This window comes from Micromonospora sp. NPDC047187, from assembly GCF_040643355.1.
Lineage (GTDB): Bacteria > Actinomycetota > Actinomycetes > Mycobacteriales > Micromonosporaceae > Micromonospora > Micromonospora salmantinae.
Genome location: NZ_JBEYUF010000005.1, coordinates 45,450 through 62,641, shown reverse-complemented (window position 1 = coordinate 62,641; position 17,192 = coordinate 45,450). Strand labels below are relative to the sequence as shown.

15 protein-coding genes are annotated in these 17,192 nt (G+C 72.7%); 9 read left to right on the top strand and 6 right to left on the bottom strand.

What is annotated here, in order from left to right; translation table 11 throughout:
* The first annotated feature begins 93 nt into the window (after positions 1 to 93).
* Positions 94 to 1,146 (top strand): pseudaminic acid synthase, encoded by a 1,053-nt coding sequence (pseI, locus tag ABZ794_RS11340; protein ID WP_210781305.1) that lies wholly within the window; start codon positions 94 to 96, stop codon positions 1,144 to 1,146.
* A gap of 23 nt (positions 1,147 to 1,169) precedes the next feature.
* Here the strand turns inward: pseI and ABZ794_RS11335 are convergent, their stop codons facing one another.
* From ABZ794_RS11335 to ABZ794_RS11320, 4 genes are read right to left on the bottom strand one after another with little or no spacing between them, the layout of a single operon-like run.
* Positions 1,170 to 1,625, bottom strand: coding sequence for a hypothetical protein (locus ABZ794_RS11335; protein ID WP_357515367.1), 456 nt, complete (start codon positions 1,623 to 1,625; stop codon positions 1,170 to 1,172).
* Positions 1,626 to 1,677: 52 nt separating this feature from the next.
* A complete protein-coding gene (locus tag ABZ794_RS11330; RefSeq protein ID WP_210781303.1) occupies positions 1,678 to 2,433 on the bottom strand; it encodes an SDR family NAD(P)-dependent oxidoreductase in 756 nt (251 codons plus the stop codon).
* On the bottom strand, positions 2,426 to 3,706 hold the full coding sequence (locus tag ABZ794_RS11325) for an AMP-binding protein (protein ID WP_357515365.1): 1,281 nt from the start codon (positions 3,704 to 3,706) through the stop codon (positions 2,426 to 2,428). Before ABZ794_RS11325 ends, ABZ794_RS11330 begins: the two co-directional genes overlap by 8 nt.
* On the bottom strand, positions 3,703 to 3,954 hold the full coding sequence (locus ABZ794_RS11320) for an acyl carrier protein (protein WP_091401397.1): 252 nt from the start codon (positions 3,952 to 3,954) through the stop codon (positions 3,703 to 3,705). The genes ABZ794_RS11325 and ABZ794_RS11320 overlap by 4 nt, the downstream gene beginning before the upstream one ends.
* Before the next feature lie 100 nt (positions 3,955 to 4,054).
* On the opposite strand from ABZ794_RS11320, the gene ABZ794_RS11315 reads away from it, so the two are divergent.
* On the top strand, positions 4,055 to 4,564 hold the full coding sequence (locus ABZ794_RS11315) for a GNAT family N-acetyltransferase (RefSeq protein WP_210781301.1): 510 nt from the start codon (positions 4,055 to 4,057) through the stop codon (positions 4,562 to 4,564).
* 100 nt (positions 4,565 to 4,664) lie between these two features.
* Here ABZ794_RS11315 and ABZ794_RS11310 read toward each other — a convergent pair whose 3' ends face one another.
* A complete protein-coding gene (locus tag ABZ794_RS11310; RefSeq protein ID WP_210781300.1) occupies positions 4,665 to 6,401 on the bottom strand; it encodes a hypothetical protein in 1,737 nt (578 codons plus the stop codon).
* A gap of 364 nt (positions 6,402 to 6,765) precedes the next feature.
* On the opposite strand from ABZ794_RS11310, the gene pseB reads away from it, so the two are divergent.
* The 7 genes from pseB to ABZ794_RS11275 all read left to right on the top strand — a co-directional run bounded on the left by pseB (position 6,766) and on the right by ABZ794_RS11275 (position 14,123).
* A complete protein-coding gene (gene pseB / locus ABZ794_RS11305) occupies positions 6,766 to 7,749 on the top strand; it encodes a UDP-N-acetylglucosamine 4,6-dehydratase (inverting) (RefSeq protein ID WP_210781299.1) in 984 nt (327 codons plus the stop codon).
* A complete protein-coding gene (locus tag ABZ794_RS11300; RefSeq protein ID WP_210781298.1) occupies positions 7,746 to 8,903 on the top strand; it encodes an aminotransferase class I/II-fold pyridoxal phosphate-dependent enzyme in 1,158 nt (385 codons plus the stop codon). The genes pseB and ABZ794_RS11300 overlap by 4 nt, the downstream gene beginning before the upstream one ends.
* A 10-nt stretch (positions 8,904 to 8,913) precedes the next feature.
* Entirely contained in the window at positions 8,914 to 9,762 is an 849-nt protein-coding gene (locus ABZ794_RS11295; protein ID WP_210781297.1) for a hypothetical protein, read from the top strand.
* Complete coding sequence (locus tag ABZ794_RS11290) at positions 9,752 to 11,578, top strand: class I SAM-dependent methyltransferase (protein ID WP_210781296.1); 1,827 nt, start codon at positions 9,752 to 9,754, stop codon at positions 11,576 to 11,578. The genes ABZ794_RS11295 and ABZ794_RS11290 overlap by 11 nt, the downstream gene beginning before the upstream one ends.
* The gene (locus ABZ794_RS11285) at positions 11,575 to 12,348 is read left to right on the top strand and encodes a glycosyltransferase family protein (RefSeq protein ID WP_307850442.1); all 774 of its coding nucleotides are present in this window, start codon (positions 11,575 to 11,577) and stop codon (positions 12,346 to 12,348) included. Before ABZ794_RS11290 ends, ABZ794_RS11285 begins: the two co-directional genes overlap by 4 nt.
* Positions 12,345 to 13,421, top strand: a complete 1,077-nt coding sequence (locus ABZ794_RS11280; RefSeq protein WP_210781397.1) for a spore coat protein — start codon at positions 12,345 to 12,347, stop codon at positions 13,419 to 13,421. The genes ABZ794_RS11285 and ABZ794_RS11280 overlap by 4 nt, the downstream gene beginning before the upstream one ends.
* Before the next feature lie 66 nt (positions 13,422 to 13,487).
* Positions 13,488 to 14,123, top strand: coding sequence for an alpha-ketoglutarate-dependent dioxygenase AlkB (locus ABZ794_RS11275; RefSeq protein ID WP_210781295.1), 636 nt, complete (start codon positions 13,488 to 13,490; stop codon positions 14,121 to 14,123).
* Between the two features lie 13 nt (positions 14,124 to 14,136).
* Here the strand turns inward: ABZ794_RS11275 and ABZ794_RS11270 are convergent, their stop codons facing one another.
* Entirely contained in the window at positions 14,137 to 16,941 is a 2,805-nt protein-coding gene (locus ABZ794_RS11270) for a BTAD domain-containing putative transcriptional regulator (RefSeq protein ID WP_210781294.1), read from the bottom strand.
* Positions 16,942 to 17,192 lie beyond the last annotated feature (251 nt).

Below are 17,192 nucleotides of genomic sequence, written 5' to 3'. Positions count from 1 at the left end.
CCGGTGCCCTGATTTCCCAGGTCGTCCGCCCGCCGGGTGGACGACGACAGCACCACCGCACCCCGGTGCGGGCGTACCTGAGCAGAGGCCGGAATGACAGCGACAATCAAGATCGGACCGCACGCGGTCGGTGCCGGGGAGCGACCGTTCGTGGTCGCCGAGATGTCCGGCAACCACAACGGCGATCTGAACCGGGCGCTGGCCATCGTCGACGCGGTGGCCGCGAGCGGGGCGCACGCGCTCAAGCTCCAGACGTACCGGCCGGACACCATCACCATCGACGTCGACACCCCGGCGTTCCGAATCTCCAGCGGGCACGAGCTGTGGGGCGGGGAGAACCTGTACCGCCTCTACGAACGGGCGCACACCCCGTACGAATGGCACGCCCCGATCTTCGAGCGGGCCCGCGAGCGTGGCCTGACCGTCTTCTCGTCGCCGTTCGACGCGACCGCCGTGGAGCTGTTGGAGTCGCTGGACGCGCCCGCGTACAAGATTGCCTCGTCGGAGCTGGTCGACCTGCCGCTGATCCGACTGGTGGCCAGCACCGGCAAGCCGATGGTGATCTCCACCGGGATGGCGACGGTCGCCGAGATCGACGCCGCCGTGCGCACCGCCCGGGCCGGCGGCGCGGCGAGCATCGTCCTGCTGGCCTGCACCGCGTCCTACCCGGCCCCGCCGGCCGACAGCAACCTGCGCCGGTTGCCGGTGCTGGCCGGCGCGTTCGACGTGCCGGTCGGGCTCTCCGACCACACCCCCGGCATCGGGGTGGCGGTCGCCTCGGTGGCGCTCGGCGCCTGCTTCATCGAGAAGCACGTGACGCTGGACCGGGCCGACGGCGGCGTGGACTCGGACTTCTCCCTGAACCCGGCGGAACTCACGGCCCTGGTCGCCGAGTCCGGGCGCGCGTTCGAGGCGCTGGGCGGCACCGCGATCGGGCCGACCCCCGCGGAGCGGGAGGGGCTACGGTTTCGCCGGTCGCTCTTCGTGGTCGAGGACGTCCGGGCCGGCGATCCGGTGACCGCGCACAACGTCCGCTCGATCCGGCCGGCCGGCGGGCTGGCGCCCGTGGAGATCGACCGGGTCCTGGGCCGCACCTTCACCACCGACGTCCCCCGAGGCACCCCCCTGAGCTGGAATCAGATCTAACCCCCGCCCCGGCGATCTTGCACTTACTGCCCCGATTGAAGGCGCGAAAGCCGCGATTCGGCGTCAGAAAGTGCAAGATCGCGGGACGGGAGGGTCGGGGCGAAGCCGACGGTGACCACCAGGTCGGCCACCCGGAGGGTCCGCCAGACCGCCGATCCGTCGGCCGGCGTACCCAGACCATGGCGCCGCCACCAGACCGCCACCGACACATCGGCCAACTTGCACCAGCATTCGGCCCGGGTCCAGCGGGCCCAGAAGTCCGCCGTACCGAACCGGCGGGCCAGCGCCGGGGGCACCGGGGCGTCGGCGCGCTCCGCGTCGACGGCCACCCGCCAGCCGGGCGCCGGTGAGCCGTACCAGCCGACGCACCGTCCATCATCGAGGTGACTGCGGGTGACCGCGTCGGCCGTCGCGGTCGGCGACCCGATGCGCAGATGCTGCTCGGCGGCGGCGAGCAGCCCCGGCACCGGACGCGGCACGGCCGCCCCGCCGTGTCGTGCTGGTCGCACCGGCAGGGGAACCGGCCGCAGGTCAGATGGCGGCGGCACCGTCCACCACGATCACCTGGCCGTTGATGTTGGTGTGCTCCCGCAACAGCATCCGCACGACCGGGGTGACCTCCACCGGCTCGGTCAGGTGACCGGTCGGGGTGCGGCGCACGATCTGGTCGAGCTGGGTCGGACCGAGCACCGCGGACATCTCCGAGGCGAAGAACCCGGGCGCCACCGAGTTGACAAGCATCCGGCCGCCCAGTTCGCGGGCGAGCGAGCGGGTGGCGGCGTCCATGCCGCCCTTGGTGGCCGAGTACGCGACAAGGCCGGGGAAACCGCGCTGCCCGCAGATCGAGGTGATGTTGACGATCCGCCCGCGCAGCCCCTTGGCGAGCATCCGGCGGATCACCAGCCGGGTCAGCTGTAGCGGGGCCGTCAGGTTGGTCTCGATGATCCGGGCGATGTCGTCGGTGGCGGTGTGCGCGTGCAGGGAGTCCTGCCCCATGGCGGCGTTGTTGACGATGCCGTCGATCGGGCCGAGGCGCTGCTCCACCTCGCGGACGAAGCTCTGCGCGGCGCGCAGGTCGGTGACGTCCACCGAGCCGACGTGCACCCGGTCGGGGTGCTCGGCGGCGAGCTTCTCCAACTCCGGGGTGATGGTGCGGGCGAACGCGGCCACGCGTACGCCCGCGTCGAGCAGGTCGGTGACGATGGCCAGGCCCAGGCCACGGGAACCGCCGGAGACGAGGACCACGGAGCTGGGCGGGACGAGCTGGGTGTCGACGGGCTCAGACATCGCTCTTCAGGGTCTCCTTGACGGGAATGTCGGTCAGGACGCGAATGCGGCGCGGCACCGCGTGCTCGGGGAGCCGGTCGGCGCACCAGCGGACCAGCGCGGCCTCGTCCGGCACACCGGTGTCCACGCCGGACGGGTCGGCAGCGGCGAGGACCACCTCGGCGACCACCATCCGCCCGAGCACCGGGGCGCGGCGGCCGGTCACCCTGGCCCAGGCCACCGCCGGATGACCGGCGAGCACGCCGCGGACCACACCGGCGGAAACCTTGCTACCACCGACGTTGATCTCGTCGGAGTCCAGTCGGCCGGTGATCAGCACCCGGCCGTCGAGCACCTGCACCCGGTCCCCGGTGCGGATCGGGCCGGCGAGACCGGCCCCGTGGTACGGGGAGGTGACCACCAGCTCGTCGTCGCGGACGGAGAGCGTCGGCCGGCCCGGGGTTTCCCGGTCCAGCCAGTCGACCGGGAACCCGGCCCGCCCGTCGTGCACCACAATGGACGCCCCCACCTCGGAGGACGCGTAGATCCAGGAGATCCGTGCCGCCGGGAAGACCTCCCGCAGCTGGTCCAGGATCGCCTGGTCCACCGGTTCCCCACCGAGGGTGATCTGGCGCAGCGGCACCCGGCCCAGCGCCTCGGCGTCGCGGTAGAGGGTGCGCCGCCAGAAGGTCGGGGTGCCGGAGGCCGCGTCCACACGGTGGGCGGCCGCGACAGTGGGCCAGTCGTCCAACTCGTCGGGCTCGACCACCACCAGGTGCTGACCGGGCTGGGTCAGCGACAGGGTGACGACCTGCCACCAGGCGTACGTCCCGGGGGCGTACGGGCAGAGCCAGGTCCGGTCGGGCTGGTCGGCCCGCACTGTGGTCAGCGTGTCGAGGGTGTGCCCGACCCGCTTCGGACGCCCGGTGGAGCCCGAGGTCAGCAGCCAGAGCCGGCCCGGCTCGGCGGCTCGCGGCCGGGCCGGTGCGCTCGGGTGCACGCCGTCGCCGTCGAGGACGCCGACGGTGAACCCGGCCTCCAGCAGCTCGGCGCGCATCACCGCGTCGACTCGACTCGCGGTGCTGAGCAGCAGCTCGGTGCCGTGCACGGCGTGCTGCCGCGCCGCGGTGAGCGCGTGCACGGCCGAGCGGGCGAGCACCGCCGCCGGGTCGGGCAGGGTGGGCGTCGGCAGCGAACGCCAGGTGAGCGCGGTGCCACCGACGACGAGCCGGTTGTCGACACCGGCCGGCTCCGGGCTGGCGGGGACGGGGTGGCGCGACGTCGCGACGGTCACTGGTGTTGAAGCTCGACGAGGAAGTCGAGGACGTCCCCGACGGTGGCGATGCGACGCAGCCCGGGGGCGTCGAAGTTGAGCTCCTCCCCCGTCTCGTCCTCCACCCGCAGGGCCAGCTCGGAGAAGTCGAGCGACCGGAAGCCGATCTCCCGCAACTGCGCCGCGTCGTCCGCGGGCAGCTCCTTGTCCTGATTCTTCAACACCTGAGCCATGAGGTCGCGGATCTGCGCGCGACTCAATTCGTTCATGCGCCGCAGTCTACAACCCAACGAATGCATATCTGATTTCCCGGTAGGCCCGGGTAAGGTGCCGGAACCCGACGTGAACGGCTAGGAAAGCGAGACGCACGTGCTGCGCGAAGCGACGACGGACGACGTTCATCTGATGTTGTCCTGGCGTAATCAGGAAACCAATCGACAGGTCAGCAAGACCAGTCACGAGATCACCGCCGAGGAGCACGCCCGGTGGTGGTCGGCGGTCCGCGACGATCCGTCCCGGCGGGTGCTGGTGTACGTCCGCGACGACCTGCCCTGCGGTGTGGTCACCTTCTTCGACCTGCGGTTGGACGGCCCCCGCACCGGCGCCTGGGGCTTCTACCTCGACGCCGATGGGCTGGACGGGCGGGGCGAGACACTGCCGGCCTGGCTGGGGGTCATGCGGGAGGCCGTCGAGTACGCCTTCGACGGGTTGCACCTGGACCGACTCGACGGCGAGGTGCTCGGCCACAATACCGTCGTACGGCAGATGAACCGACGTTTCCGATTCGTCGAGGGCACCCCGCGACAGGAGCTGTCCGACGGCCGGGAAATCACCGTCATCCCGATTTCCCTGGCTCGGGCGGACCGTCGCCAACGCTGATTGTCGGACCTTTTCCGCGATGGACGGGAACCATTAACCGACAGTGCTCCCGGTGGACATCCGCCGTTAACGAACAGCGGTGTCCACCGGGCGCGGTGGGTCAGCCCCGCCGCCAGGCCGCCCAGCGCTGCTCCGGGTTGCCACCGAGCCGGACGAAGCCGTAAGCCGTGCCGTTCCAGTCGTCGATCTGCCCGGGTGCCCAGCGGGCGAACACGACCTGCGCCGCGGCCGGCGGCTGCTTGTCGCCGAACCACCGGACGTCGGTCCAGGTCACCTGGTGGCTGAGGTTGAACCGGAGGACGTAGTGCACGCCGGTCGAGGCCCACACCCGCTCACCGGGGCGTACGCCGACGTCGGCCACCCGGGGCGTCGGGGCGGTGCTCTCGGCGGCCGGTCGCACGATCCGTTCGTCGATCACCTGCATCGTGACGAGGTTGACCACCACGAGGGCGCCGAGGATCGGCAGCCGCAGGCGGGGCACCCGGGCCGCGGCGACGAGCAGCACACAGCCGGCGATGCCGACCAGCGACCCGACCACCGGTCGCAGCTCACGCCAGCCCCCGGTCAACGCCACCAGGTCCGGCGCGCTGAAACCGCCGTAGCGCAGCTGGTGGCCCTGGCTGGCCACGTACGCGAGTCGGGCCGCGATCAGCGCACCGCCACCGACCAGCAGCGCCACCGCGACGGCCGCCCGGCGCAGCACCACCCGCCACCCGGCGGTGAACAGCACCCCCAGCCCGACCAGCAGCCAGAACGGCGCGAGCATCTGCACGTACCGGCCGTAGATCGCGTCCAGCGGCTTGCCGGTGATGCCGGACAGGATCACCGACGCTCCCCCGGCCACCCCGACGGTCACCACCAGCGCCACGCCCATCGTCCAGCGGGCCGCGTCGCCGTGCCGTGGACGCCACAGCTCGCGGACCGCCCCGGCCCAGGCCACCCCGGCCAGTCCGAACGTGATCACCACGAGGTACCAGAGCTGGGTGGTGACCGCGGCGCTCACCCGGACCACGCCCTGGGCGGAGGCGATCGCGTCGAGCGTGCTGCCGCCGGGAGTGCTGCCGAGCAGGTAGACCTTGCCGCCGAGGTAGCGGATGGCGGCTTCGTTGACCAGCGCCATGGCGAGCACCGGCAGCAGCGCCGCGAGCACCACGGGCGGGCTGATCCGGCGGCGAACGAACAGCAGCAGGACCAGCCCGGCGTGCACGGCCACGATCACCAGGCCACGGGAGTGCAGCAGGTGGAACCCGCCGACCAGCAGGCCCACCGTGGCGGCGGCGAGCGGGCCGGGCCGGGTGATCCAACGGTGCACGGCGAGCAGCCAGGCGACCACGAGCGGCGCCATCACCGCGTCGATCATGGCGACGCCCGCGTAGAAGGCGGTGGCCGGCAGGGTCGCCGCAACCACCGCGCCGAGCAGCGCGTACGAGCGGCGCAGCTGGAACAGGCGACGACCGAACAGGTACGCCAGCGGCAGCAGCGTCGAGTTCACCATCGCGTTGATCAGCTGGACGATCCGGTAACTGTCGGTGAAGTGCCGGTCCCCGAGGAACGCCGGCGAGATCAGCATCGGGTAGCCGACCCGGCGCAGCAGGTCGTTCTCGCTGCTGAAGCCTCCCGGGCCGCCGGCCAACGCGCGGGCGGTGTTCAGGTAGCTGTCCTCGTCGGTGTGGGCGATGGGCAGCACGACGTGCCGGGACCACCACATCCGCCAGGCCACGCTGAGCACCCAACCGACGACCAGCAGCAGCGGCACCAGCCAACGTCGGGCCGGCGGGCCGCTCGGCGTCTCGGCCACCACCACCGGCCGTTCGATCACGTCACTACCGGGTGCCATGAACGCCTCCAGAGTTGCCGGCCGGACCGGGCCCGCGCTGATCCGACGGGCCACCGGCCGGCGTCGGTGACGCCCGGGGTGGCCCGCTCGCACCGAGGCGGTGTGGATGTCGGGTGAACGTGGGACCCGGCTGCGCGTCGGGCCGCCGGGTCGTTCGCGCGGTCACTGTAACGGCCCGGTCCGACCAGGTCAGCCCACATCCGGGCCGGTCGGAAGTGTTCGCCTAAGCGGTGTTCGGCATTCACGGGAGCAGGGGTTGTGGTTCACCCGCGAGCGCCGAGGAGTTAACCCGGCATGGCTAGCGTGTCACCCCGGTCGGCCGGCCCAGGGCCGCTCGTTCATCCACGAACACGGGAGCACCACATTGAGTGAGTTGAATGGATCGTCCATTCTGATCACCGGCGGAACTGGTTCCTTCGGCAGGACGTTCCTCCGGCACATCCTCAACGAGGCCGACCCCGCCCGCGTGGTGGTGTTCTCCCGCGACGAGCTCAAGCAGTACGAGCTGCGCCAGCAACTCGGCGACGACCCGCGGCTGCGCTGGTTCATCGGCGACATCCGGGACCGGCACCGCCTCACCCGGGCCATGCACGGCGTCGACCACGTGGTGCACGCGGCCGCGCTGAAGCAGGTGGACACCGCGGAGTACAACCCCTCGGAGTACATCGCCACCAACATCACCGGCTCGCAGCACGTCGTCGACGCGGCGATCGAGGCCGGCGTCAAGAAGGTCATCGCGCTCTCCACCGACAAGGCGTCCAGCCCGATCAACCTGTACGGGGCGACGAAGCTGGTCGGTGACAAGCTGTTCGTCTCGGCCAACCACTACGCCGCCCAGCACCCCACCCGGTTCTCGGTGGTGCGCTACGGCAACGTGGTGGGCAGCCGCGGCTCGGTGGTTCCGCTGTTCCGCCGGTTGGCCGCCGAGGGCAAGAGCCTGCCGATCACCGACAAGCGGATGACCCGCTTCTGGATCACCCTGGACCGGGCCGTGCAGTTCGTCATGGACTCGTTCGGCCAGATGCAGGGCGGCGAGCTGTTCGTGCCGCGCATCCCGAGCATGCGCATCCTCGACCTGGTCGAGGCCGTGGCCCCGGACGCCACCACCCACGAGATCGGGATCCGGCCCGGCGAGAAGCTGCACGAGGAGATGATCGCGCCCGACGACAGCCGGCGGACGCTGCGCGCCGACGGCCGGTTCATCGTCCAGCCGACCATCGCCACCTGGGGCTACCAGGCGCCGGTCGACTGCGACCCGGTGCCGGACGGCTTCGCCTACCAGTCGGACACCAACGACGAGTGGCTCACCGTCGAGCAGTTGCGCGACATGCTCGGCATCAACGGATGACGGGGATGCTCCCGTACGGCCGGCAGTCCATCAGCGAGGACGACGTCGCGGCCGTCGCCGACGTGCTGCGCGGCGACTGGCTCACCACCGGTCCGCAGGTCGACGCCTTCGAGGCCGACCTCGCCCGGTGGACCGGCGGAGTCGGTGTCGCCGCCGTCTCCAACGGCACCGCGGCGCTGCACGTGGCGTACGCGGCGGCCGGGGTGGGGCCGGGCGACGAGGTGGTCGTCCCGCCGATGACGTTCGTGGCGACCGCCAGCAGCGCGGTCGCCCTCGGCGCGAAGATCGTGTTCGCCGACGTCGACGACGAGACGTTCTGCCTCGACCCGGCGGCAGCCGCCGCCGCGCTCACCTCGCGGACGAAGGTCGTCGCCGCTGTCGACTACGCCGGCCACCCCGCCGACTACGACGCGCTGCGCACGTCGGTCGAGGGCAGCGGCGCGCTGCTGCTCGCCGACGCGGCGCACTCGATCGGCGGGACGTACCACGGTCGGCCGGTCGGTTCGCTCGCCGACCTGACCACGTTCTCGTTCTTCCCCACGAAGAACCTGACCACCGCCGAGGGCGGCGCCGTCGCCGCGCTGGACCCGGAGATCCTGAAGCGGGCCCGCCGGTTCCGTGGCGTCGGCGTGGTCCGCGAACGCGACGACCTGCGTTTCCCGGACGAGGGCCGCTGGCACCAGGAGGTGCACGAGTTCGGGCTGAACTACCGGCTGCCGGACGTGCTCTGCGCCCTCGGCCGCAGCCAACTGCGTCGGCTCGGCGAGTTCACGGCCCGCCGCAGCGCCCTGGTCGCCCGCTACGACGAGGCGCTGGCCGACCTGGACGGCGTGCTGCTGCCAAACCGCAGGTCGTGGGCCGACCCGGCCTGGCACCTCTACCCGATCCGGGTGCTCGACGGACGTCGCCGCGAGGTGTACGACCGGATGCGGGCCGCCGGCATCGGCGTCCAGGTCAACTACATCCCGGTGCACTGGCACCCGGTCTTCGCCGACCTGGGCTACCGGCGCGGGTCCTGCCCGGTGGCCGAGTCGTTCTACTCCCAGCAGCTGTCGCTGCCGCTCTACCCGGGGCTCAGCGACGCCGACCAGGACCGCGTCATCGACGCGCTGACCGCCGCGGTGCGGGGCGGCTCGGTGCGTTCCGCCGCCTGATGGGAACCTGATGCACCACGCCAACCACTTCTACGGCCACGCGCACGTACTGGCCCGGTACGCCGGCCTCGGCGACCGGCACCCACCCCGGATCAACGGGTACGTGCAGCACGGCTGGAACATCGGCGACGGCCTGGCCCCCGGCCACCCGTACGCCGACCGCACCCCCAGCCTGCTCTGGTCGGAGCAGACCCGCCGCCGGGCCTGGTCGGTGGGGCGACGCAACGTTGTCGTCATCGGCGCGCCGTTCAGCTACCTGTTGGCCATGCGCCCCGAGCAACCACCGGCCGAGGAGCGGGAGGGCACCATCTGGTACCCGTTCCACGGCTGGGAGGGTCAACACGTCAAGGGCGACCACCGCAAACTGATCGCCCTCATCAAGGACACCGAGCCCGGCCCGGTCACGGTCTGCCTCTACTGGCACGAGTACCGGATGCGCAACGTGCGCCGGCTCTACGAGCGCGCCGGGTTCCGGGTGATCTGCCACGGCTACCGGGGACACTGGTGGAAGGACACCGATCCGGAGTTCCTCGACCGGCAGCTCACCGAGCTGCGCCGTCACCGCCGGGTAGCATCCAACCGGCTGACCAGCGCGATCTTCTACGGCATCGCGGCCGGGTGCGAGCCGGCCGTCTACGGCGACCCGATGATCCTGTCCAACGAGGACCCCACCTTCGGCGGCACCGCCCGGATCCGACGGCAGTGGCCGCAGCTGCACGGCGCCACTGTCGACCTGCCCACCGCGGTCGAGATCGCCCGCGCCGAGCTGGGCACCGACCACCGCTGCACGCCGGCCGAGCTTCGCGAGCTGCTCGGTTGGGCGAACCTCCAGGAGGAAGAGGAAGACCGTGACGACTGAGACGGCACCCGCCGACCGGATCACCCTGCCGGGCGGCGAGATGCTGGCCTGGTCGGACCTGCCGCAGGAACGGCTGGCCAACGGTGGGCCGCTCGCCGCGCTGGCCGCCCGGTTGGTGCCGCCCGGCGCCCGGGTCCTGGTGGCCGGTCCACACGACCCGGCACTGCTCGACCAGCTCACCCACGCCGAGGTGACCTGCCTGCTGCGCAGCCACCCGGACGCGGTGGCGCTGGCACACCGGGCCGGCCGCGTGGTGGTGGGTGGCCCGGCCGGGCTGCCCGACGACGAGACGTACGACGTGGTGATCGCGGCTGCCGGGCTGGACCCGGTGGAGTCGGTGGAGGGCACCCGGCTCGGCTGGGACGGTGTGCTGGCGCGACTCGTCGCCGCGGTACGACCGGGTGGCTCGTTGCTGCTGCGCCTGGACAACCCGCTGGGCCTGCACCGGCTGGTCGACACCACCCCCTGGTACGCCAGCCGCGACGACTCCGCCTGGGTGATCGGCGGCGTGCTGGACCGCGCCCACCCCGCCAACCGGGACCAACTGCGCGAGCGTCTCGGCGCGGCGGGACTGCGGCCGGCCGCGTGCTGGGCCACGTACCCCGATGTCAACGCCCCGACGGCGCTGCTGGACGCCGACCACCTCGACCGGGACGCGGGCTCCGGCCTGTTCGACGCGGTGCTGCACGGCGCCTGCGCCGGGGGTTTCACCAGCGCCACAGTGCTCCAGGACCCGGCCCGGCTCGCGGTGGACGCGCTGCACGCCGGACGCGCCGCCGACCTCGCACCGGGCTGGCTGACCCTCGCCCACCGGCCCGCCGACCCCACGGACCCGACCACGCCGACCCTCGACCGGGACCTGCCGGTGGCTCTCGTGCAGAACGGTCGCCCCGGGATCGGCGTGCTGGAGGTGCTGCACGGCCCCTCCGGTTGGCGCTGGGGGCTCATGCCGACCGCCGACCCGACGACGCCGGCCGTCGCGCCGTTCGCCAGCCGCGAGGCCGCGTACCGGGACGCGGACGCGCTGTCCGGACCGGTGCCGTCCGGCCGGCTGCTGCGTACCCTGCTGCTCGACGCGGCCCTGCGCCGCGACCTGGCCACCCTGCGCGCGCTGCTGCGCGGGTACGCGGGTTGGCTCGCCGACCAGGCCGACACCGACGGCCGGATCGCCGGCGCGGCGGCGCTGGCCGGCACCGACAACGTGGTGGTCGACGGCGAGCGGTACGCGGTGCTCGACCCCAGCTGGCGGGCCACCGCCGCGCTGCCCGGCGACGTGGTGCTCGCCCGCGGGCTGTGGCGCTTCGCCGCGGGCCTGCTCACCGGCGGGTACGCCCACCCGTGGTCGTCCACTCTCGACGTCGAGGGCCTGACCGTGGTGCTCGGCGGACTCGCCGGCCACGAGATCGACCGCGCGACAGTCAGCGAGGCGGTCGAGGTCGAGGCGGCCATCACCGCCGCGCTGCACGGGCTGGACGTCGGCGCCGCTGTCGGCCTCGCCACCGAACTGCAGGCCGTCGCGCCGACCGACCCGCCGGTCGGCGGGCACAGCTACCAGCAGCTGCGCGAGGCGTGGCTGCGCCAGCGCGAGGAACTCACCCGGTTGGCCGCGCTGACCGCGTGGACCGAGGAGTTGCTCACCTCGCGGGAACGGGCGCTACGCCGGGCCGAGACGACGATCGGCCTGCTCAGCGGATCAATCAGCTACCGGGTGGGCCGGCTCGCCATCACCCCGGCCCGGCTGGCCAAGCGGGGTGCCCGCGCCGCCAAACGGCGGGCCACCGCTGTGCTGGCCCCCAAGCAGGAGGAGCAGCAGTGACCGCCGTACCGGTGCCCGGGGTCGACACGGACGACGCGGGGCCACGGATCGTCGGCATCGTGCAGGCTCGCATGGGTTCGTCCCGGCTGCCCGGCAAGGTGCTCCGCCCGCTCGCCGGACGGTCCGTGCTGGGCCGGGTCGTACGCGCCGCCCGGGACAGTGGCGTCCTGGCCGACCTGGTCGTCGCCACCAGCACCGACGCGGTCGACGACGCGGTGGCCGCCGAGTGCGCCCGCCTCGACGTGCCGTGCCACCGCGGGCCGGTCGACGACGTGCTGGACCGGTTCGTGGGCGCCCTCGCGGCGCACCCGGGAGACGCCGTCATGCGGTTCACCGCCGACTGTCCCCTGCTCGACCCGGAGATCATCACCCTGGTCGCGTCGGTGTACCGGGCGGTTCCCGGGCTGGACTACGCCAGCACGTCGATCGCCCGGACCCTGCCCCGAGGGCTGGACGTCGAGATCATCCGAGCGGCGACGCTGCGCACCCTGGGCCGGCTCGCCACCGACCACCACCGGGTGCACGTCACCTCGTACGCGTACACCCACCCGCAGCTGTTCCGGGTGCTCGGGGTGACGCTCACCCCGGACCGCTCCGCGCTGCGGCTCACCCTCGACACCGAGCAGGACTGGACGCTGGTCAGCGCGATCATCGACCACTTCGGTGACGTCAGCGTGCCGCTGGCCAAGCTCGCCGACTGGCTCGACGGTCAACCCCGGCTGCGCGCGCTCAACGCCGACGTACGACAGAAGCACCTGGAGGAGTCCTGAGCACCCTGAGGGTCGGGTTGCGCTGCGACGCCGGGCCACGGCGCGGCGTCGGCCACCTCGTCCGCTGCCTGGCTCTCGCCGAGGAGTTCCTCGCCCGAGGCGCCGCCGTCACCGTGTTCGGCACCGTCGAACGGCTCGACTGGGCAACCGCGGAGCTGGCCGCGCGGGGCATCCCGCTGCTCCCCGGCCCCGACTCGGCGGCCGAACTGGTCGAGGCGGCCCGCCGACACCACCTGGACGCACTGGTCCTCGACTCCTACGAACTGGACCCGGCCGCAGCCGGCGCCCTGCGCGCCGCCGGCGTCTACACCCTCGCCATCATCGACGGCGACAGCCGGGGCCAGGTCGCGGACCTCTACCTCGACCAGAACTTCGGAGCGGAGCTGCAAAGGCCGGGGCCTGGGACGGAACTGCCCGGTCGGCTGCTGGCCGGGAGCGGGTACGCCCTGCTGCGCGACACCGTGATCAGCGCCCGGCCGCCGGTCGCCCCGCCCGCCACGGCGGTCAGCCGCCCCCGGGTGCTGGCCTTCTTCGGCGGCACCGACGCGGTCGGCGCGGCGCCGGTCCTCACCCGGGTGCTGGTGGCCACCGGTCACCCGATGGACCTCACTGTCATCGTCGGGCGACCCGAGATCGAGGCGGAGGTCGACGATGTCGCCCCCGGCCGTGGTCAGACCATCCGACCGGTCCCGCCCACCACCTCGCTGCCGGCACTGATCACCGAAGCCGACCTCGTGGTCAGCGCCGCCGGTACCTCCACCTGGGAACTCTGCTGCCTCGGCGCACCCAGCGCACTGGTCTGCGTGGTCGACAACCAACGTGAGTCGTACACCCGGGTGGTGCGGCACGGCCTGGCCGCCGGCCTCGGCGAACTGCCGGAGCTGACCGCCGGCGGCGTCGCCGGACGAGCCGCCCGTGCGGCGGCGGCACGGACCCTGCACGGGCTGCTCAGCTCGCCGCAGCGACGCGCGGCGCTCGCCACGCGCGCCTGGTCCACCGTCGACGGGCAGGGCCGGGCGCGGGTGGTTGACGCGGTGTTCGACGCCGTGCGCGCCGCCACCGTCCCCGGCTGACCGCAGCAGGCCAGGCCACGGTCCAGGGCTAGCACGGGTGTACGAAAGTGCTGCTAGGGTGGCTGCATGACGCCTGCCGCCTACCAGCCGTCGATGCTCGACCTGGCCGACTCCGGGCCGACCCTGAGGCCACTGCCCGGCCAGATCCGCCGGCACCAGCTCAGCCGGGGCGCATGGGTCGACCACCTCCCCGGCTGGGTGCGCGGCTCCGACACGGTCCTCGACACCCTGCTCACCGAGGTGCCCTGGCGTGCCGAACGGCGCACCATGTATGACGCCGAGGTCGACGTGCCCCGTCTGCTCTGCTGGTACGACGGCGCGAGGCACCTCCCCCACCCCGTCCTCACCTCCGCGCGGGCCGCACTCACCGAGCACTACGCGCCCGAGCTGGGCGAGCCCTTCGTCACGGCCGGCATGTGCCTCTACCGGTCCGGGCGCGACAGCGTGGCCTGGCATGGCGACACCATCGGCCGATCGGCGCACACCGACACGATCGTCGCGATCGTCTCCTTCGGAGCACCCCGACCGCTGCTGTTGCGCCCACGCGGCGGCGGCGAGAGCCTGCGCTTCCCGGTGGGCCACGGCGACCTGATCGTGATGGGCGGCTCCTGCCAACGCACCTGGGAACATGCCATCCCCAAGACCACCCGCCCCGTGGGCCCCCGGGTGAGCGTCCAGTTCCGCCCCCACAACGTCGCCTGACTCTCGCCCCGTACTACAGACGTTCAAGGCGGTGGCGGACCTCCTCGGCTGCGGGGTCGCCCACGTCCTCGTAGATCCGCGCAGCCAGGCGCCACGCGGCAGCGGCAGCGTTCCGGTCGCCCATCCCTTCCCGGGTGTCCCCGAGTCGGATGAGGGTCTCCGCCTCGTGATACCGGTCCGCAGAGTCGCGGAAAAGTTTGATCGCCTGCTCGTAGCAGTCGGCCGCGCGGTCGCGTTCACCGAGGCGGTCGTAGGCGAAACCGAGGCTGTCCAGCGTCGCGGCCTGACCGTTGCGGTCGTCGGTCCGTCGTTGCTGGTCCAGGGCCTCTGTGCAGCTGGCGATGGCCTGGACATAGTCGCCGGTGGTGGCGAGCAGCCAACCGATCGCGTTGAGCGTCCGGGCTTCGCCCGCGTGATTGCCGACCTGCCGGTAGAGCCGTAGCGCCTCGCGACCGTGTGCGAGCGCCTCGTCGAGCCGGCCGTCCAGATAGCAGAGTTCGCAGTAGTTGTGCAGCGTCTGGGCCTGGCCGATCGGGTCGCCGAGACGTTCGTGCAGCTCAAGCGCGCGCCTGAGCCGATACTCGGCAGTGGTGCGGTCGCCCAGTCGGGTCAGCGCGCGGGAGACCAGCCGGTTGGCGACGGCCTGACCGGCGAGGTCGTCGATCTTCTCTGCGGCCCCCAGCGCGACCTCTTGAATGGCGAGCTGGTCCTGCCAGAGGCCGCGCGGCGCCACGAAGGTGGTCAGCGCCCACGCGATCTGCCAGGCGTAGGTTTCGAAGCCGTTCTCGGCGGCCTGTCGGACCACCCGGACCAGCACCCGATGCTCCGCCGTGAACCAGGCGAGCGCGCCGTCGTGATCGGTCACCGACCGCCTGGCGGGTGCCGGCAGCGGCGGCACCGGCTCGATCGGGGGCCACTGCGGCTGGAGTAGCCGGGCGGCCGGATAGGCGGCGTGCAGGTAGTGGTCGTACAGACGCTGCCGGGCTGCGACATGTTCGTCGCCGCGCTCCGACGACTGTGCGAGCTCGGCCGCGTAGGCCCGCAGAAGATCGTGGAACGCGAACCGGCCGGGCGCATGCTCCGCCAGCAGGTGGAGCCGGGTCAGCTCCCGCAAGATCGGCGTGACGGCAGCGGCAGACACACCGGCGAGCGCCGAGGCCGCAGTGCTGGTCAGGTCCGGGCCCGGATGCAGCCCCAGCAGGGTGAACAGCCGGGCCGCGTCCGCCCCCAGGGCCAGGAACGACCACGAGAAGACGCGCCGGACGTCGCCGTCGGCCAACGCGTCCAGCCTCGCCTCGGCCGCGTACAGTTCGGCGGCTATCGCGCTGAGCGGAAAGGTGGGATGGGTCGCGACGCGCGCCGCCACTATCGACAACGCCAACGGAAGCCGGCCCGAGGCCTCGATGATGTCCGCCACCGCCACCGCCTCGGAGGCGATCCGGCTGATCCCGAGACGTCTGGCGAGCAGGCTCCTCGACTCCTCCGCCGTGAGCACGTCCAGTGTCAACGGCGTGGCACACTCGGCGGCGATCAGGCCGCCGAGCCGGTCACGGCTGGTGACCACGACCATGCAGCGGCCCGCACCGGGCAGCAGTGCGCGCACCTGGGCGGAGTCGCGAGCGTTGTCGAGCACCAGGAGCATCCGCCGCGAGGCCAGCAGACTGCGGTAGAGACCAGTCCGGGCCTCCATGTCGGAGGGTATCCGGGCGTGGGGCACGCCGAGCGCTTCGAGGAAGCCGGACAGGGCGTCGGGCGGGGACACCACGCCGGCCTCGTCGTAGCCGCGAAGGTTCACATAGAGCTGCCCGTCCGGGAAGCGGTCGGCAACCAGGTGCGCCCAGTGCAACGCCAGGGCCGTCTTGCCGACCCCGGCCATTCCGGACACCACAGAGATGGCGCCGCTCGTCGGGGCCCCAGCCCCGCCACGCAGAAGCCCGTCGAGGCTGGCCAACTCGGCGCTGCGTCCGACGAACTCCGGCACCGCACGCGGCAGCTGCTCGGGGCGCTGAATGAGCGGCCCCACTCCCGTGTCCGGCGCCGGCCGGTCCGACCCCGTCGGCGGTTGCGCCGCCAGTCCCGGACGGTGATGCAGGATGTCGTCGTACAGCGTGACAAGCTCAGGTGCGGGGTCGAGGCCCGTCTCCTCCGCCAGCGTCTGTCGGGCCTGCCGGAAAGCATCAAGTGCGCCGGCTACGTCCCCGATGCGGTACAGGCCCACCATCAGCTGGCCCCACGCCCGCTGCCGCAGCGGGTGCCGGTCGAGCAGGCCGCGCAACCGGTGCACGACGTCGGCCGACGCGCCGAGGGCCAGCACCGCCTCGGCGTAGTCCTCCTCGACGAGCAGCCGACGCTCCTCCAACTGCGCCACCCGCCGAGCCAGCGTCGAGCGCAGCGGCAGGTCGGACAGCGGTGCACCACGCCACAGGCGCACCGCGGCGGACAGTTCAGCCTCGGCCCGGTCCAGATCGGAAGTGGCGAACGCCTCACGGCCACGCGCCGCCGCGGCGTCGAACAGGTCCACGTCCCGTTCGCCTGGGCCCACCCGAAGCAGGTAGCCGCCGGCCGCAGCGGTTATCCCGTCCCAGGTCGCCCCACCGCCCAGCGACCGCCGCAGCCCGCGCACATAGGTGCGCAGGTTCGCCGCGGCCGACGCCGGCTCGTCGTCGCCCCACAGCATCGCGGCCAACTCGTCGGTGCCGACGACCTCATTCGGGCGCAGCAGCAGGGTCGCCAGCAGGAGACGCTGCTTCACCGAGCCCAGCGGAACCGGCCGGTCGTCGCGGTACACCCGGAACGGGCCAAGGAGTTCGAAACGCAACCAGGCACCTCACATGTGGACGCTGCCGTGTTCCGCCACGCGTACCACACCCGGACAATCGGGCGAGTACATGCTCTGTGCGTGAGTTGTGCGGGGGTTGTACCGGCCCCACCGTACCTTCTCCAAGGGGGGACCCGGAGCGGGGGGGGGGGGGGTGGCGTGCGCGCCCCGCCCCGCCCCACGGCCCCACCGCCCCGCGGGAGGGGGCGGCCCCCCCGCCCCCCCGGGGGGGGCCGCCACCGCCCCGCGCG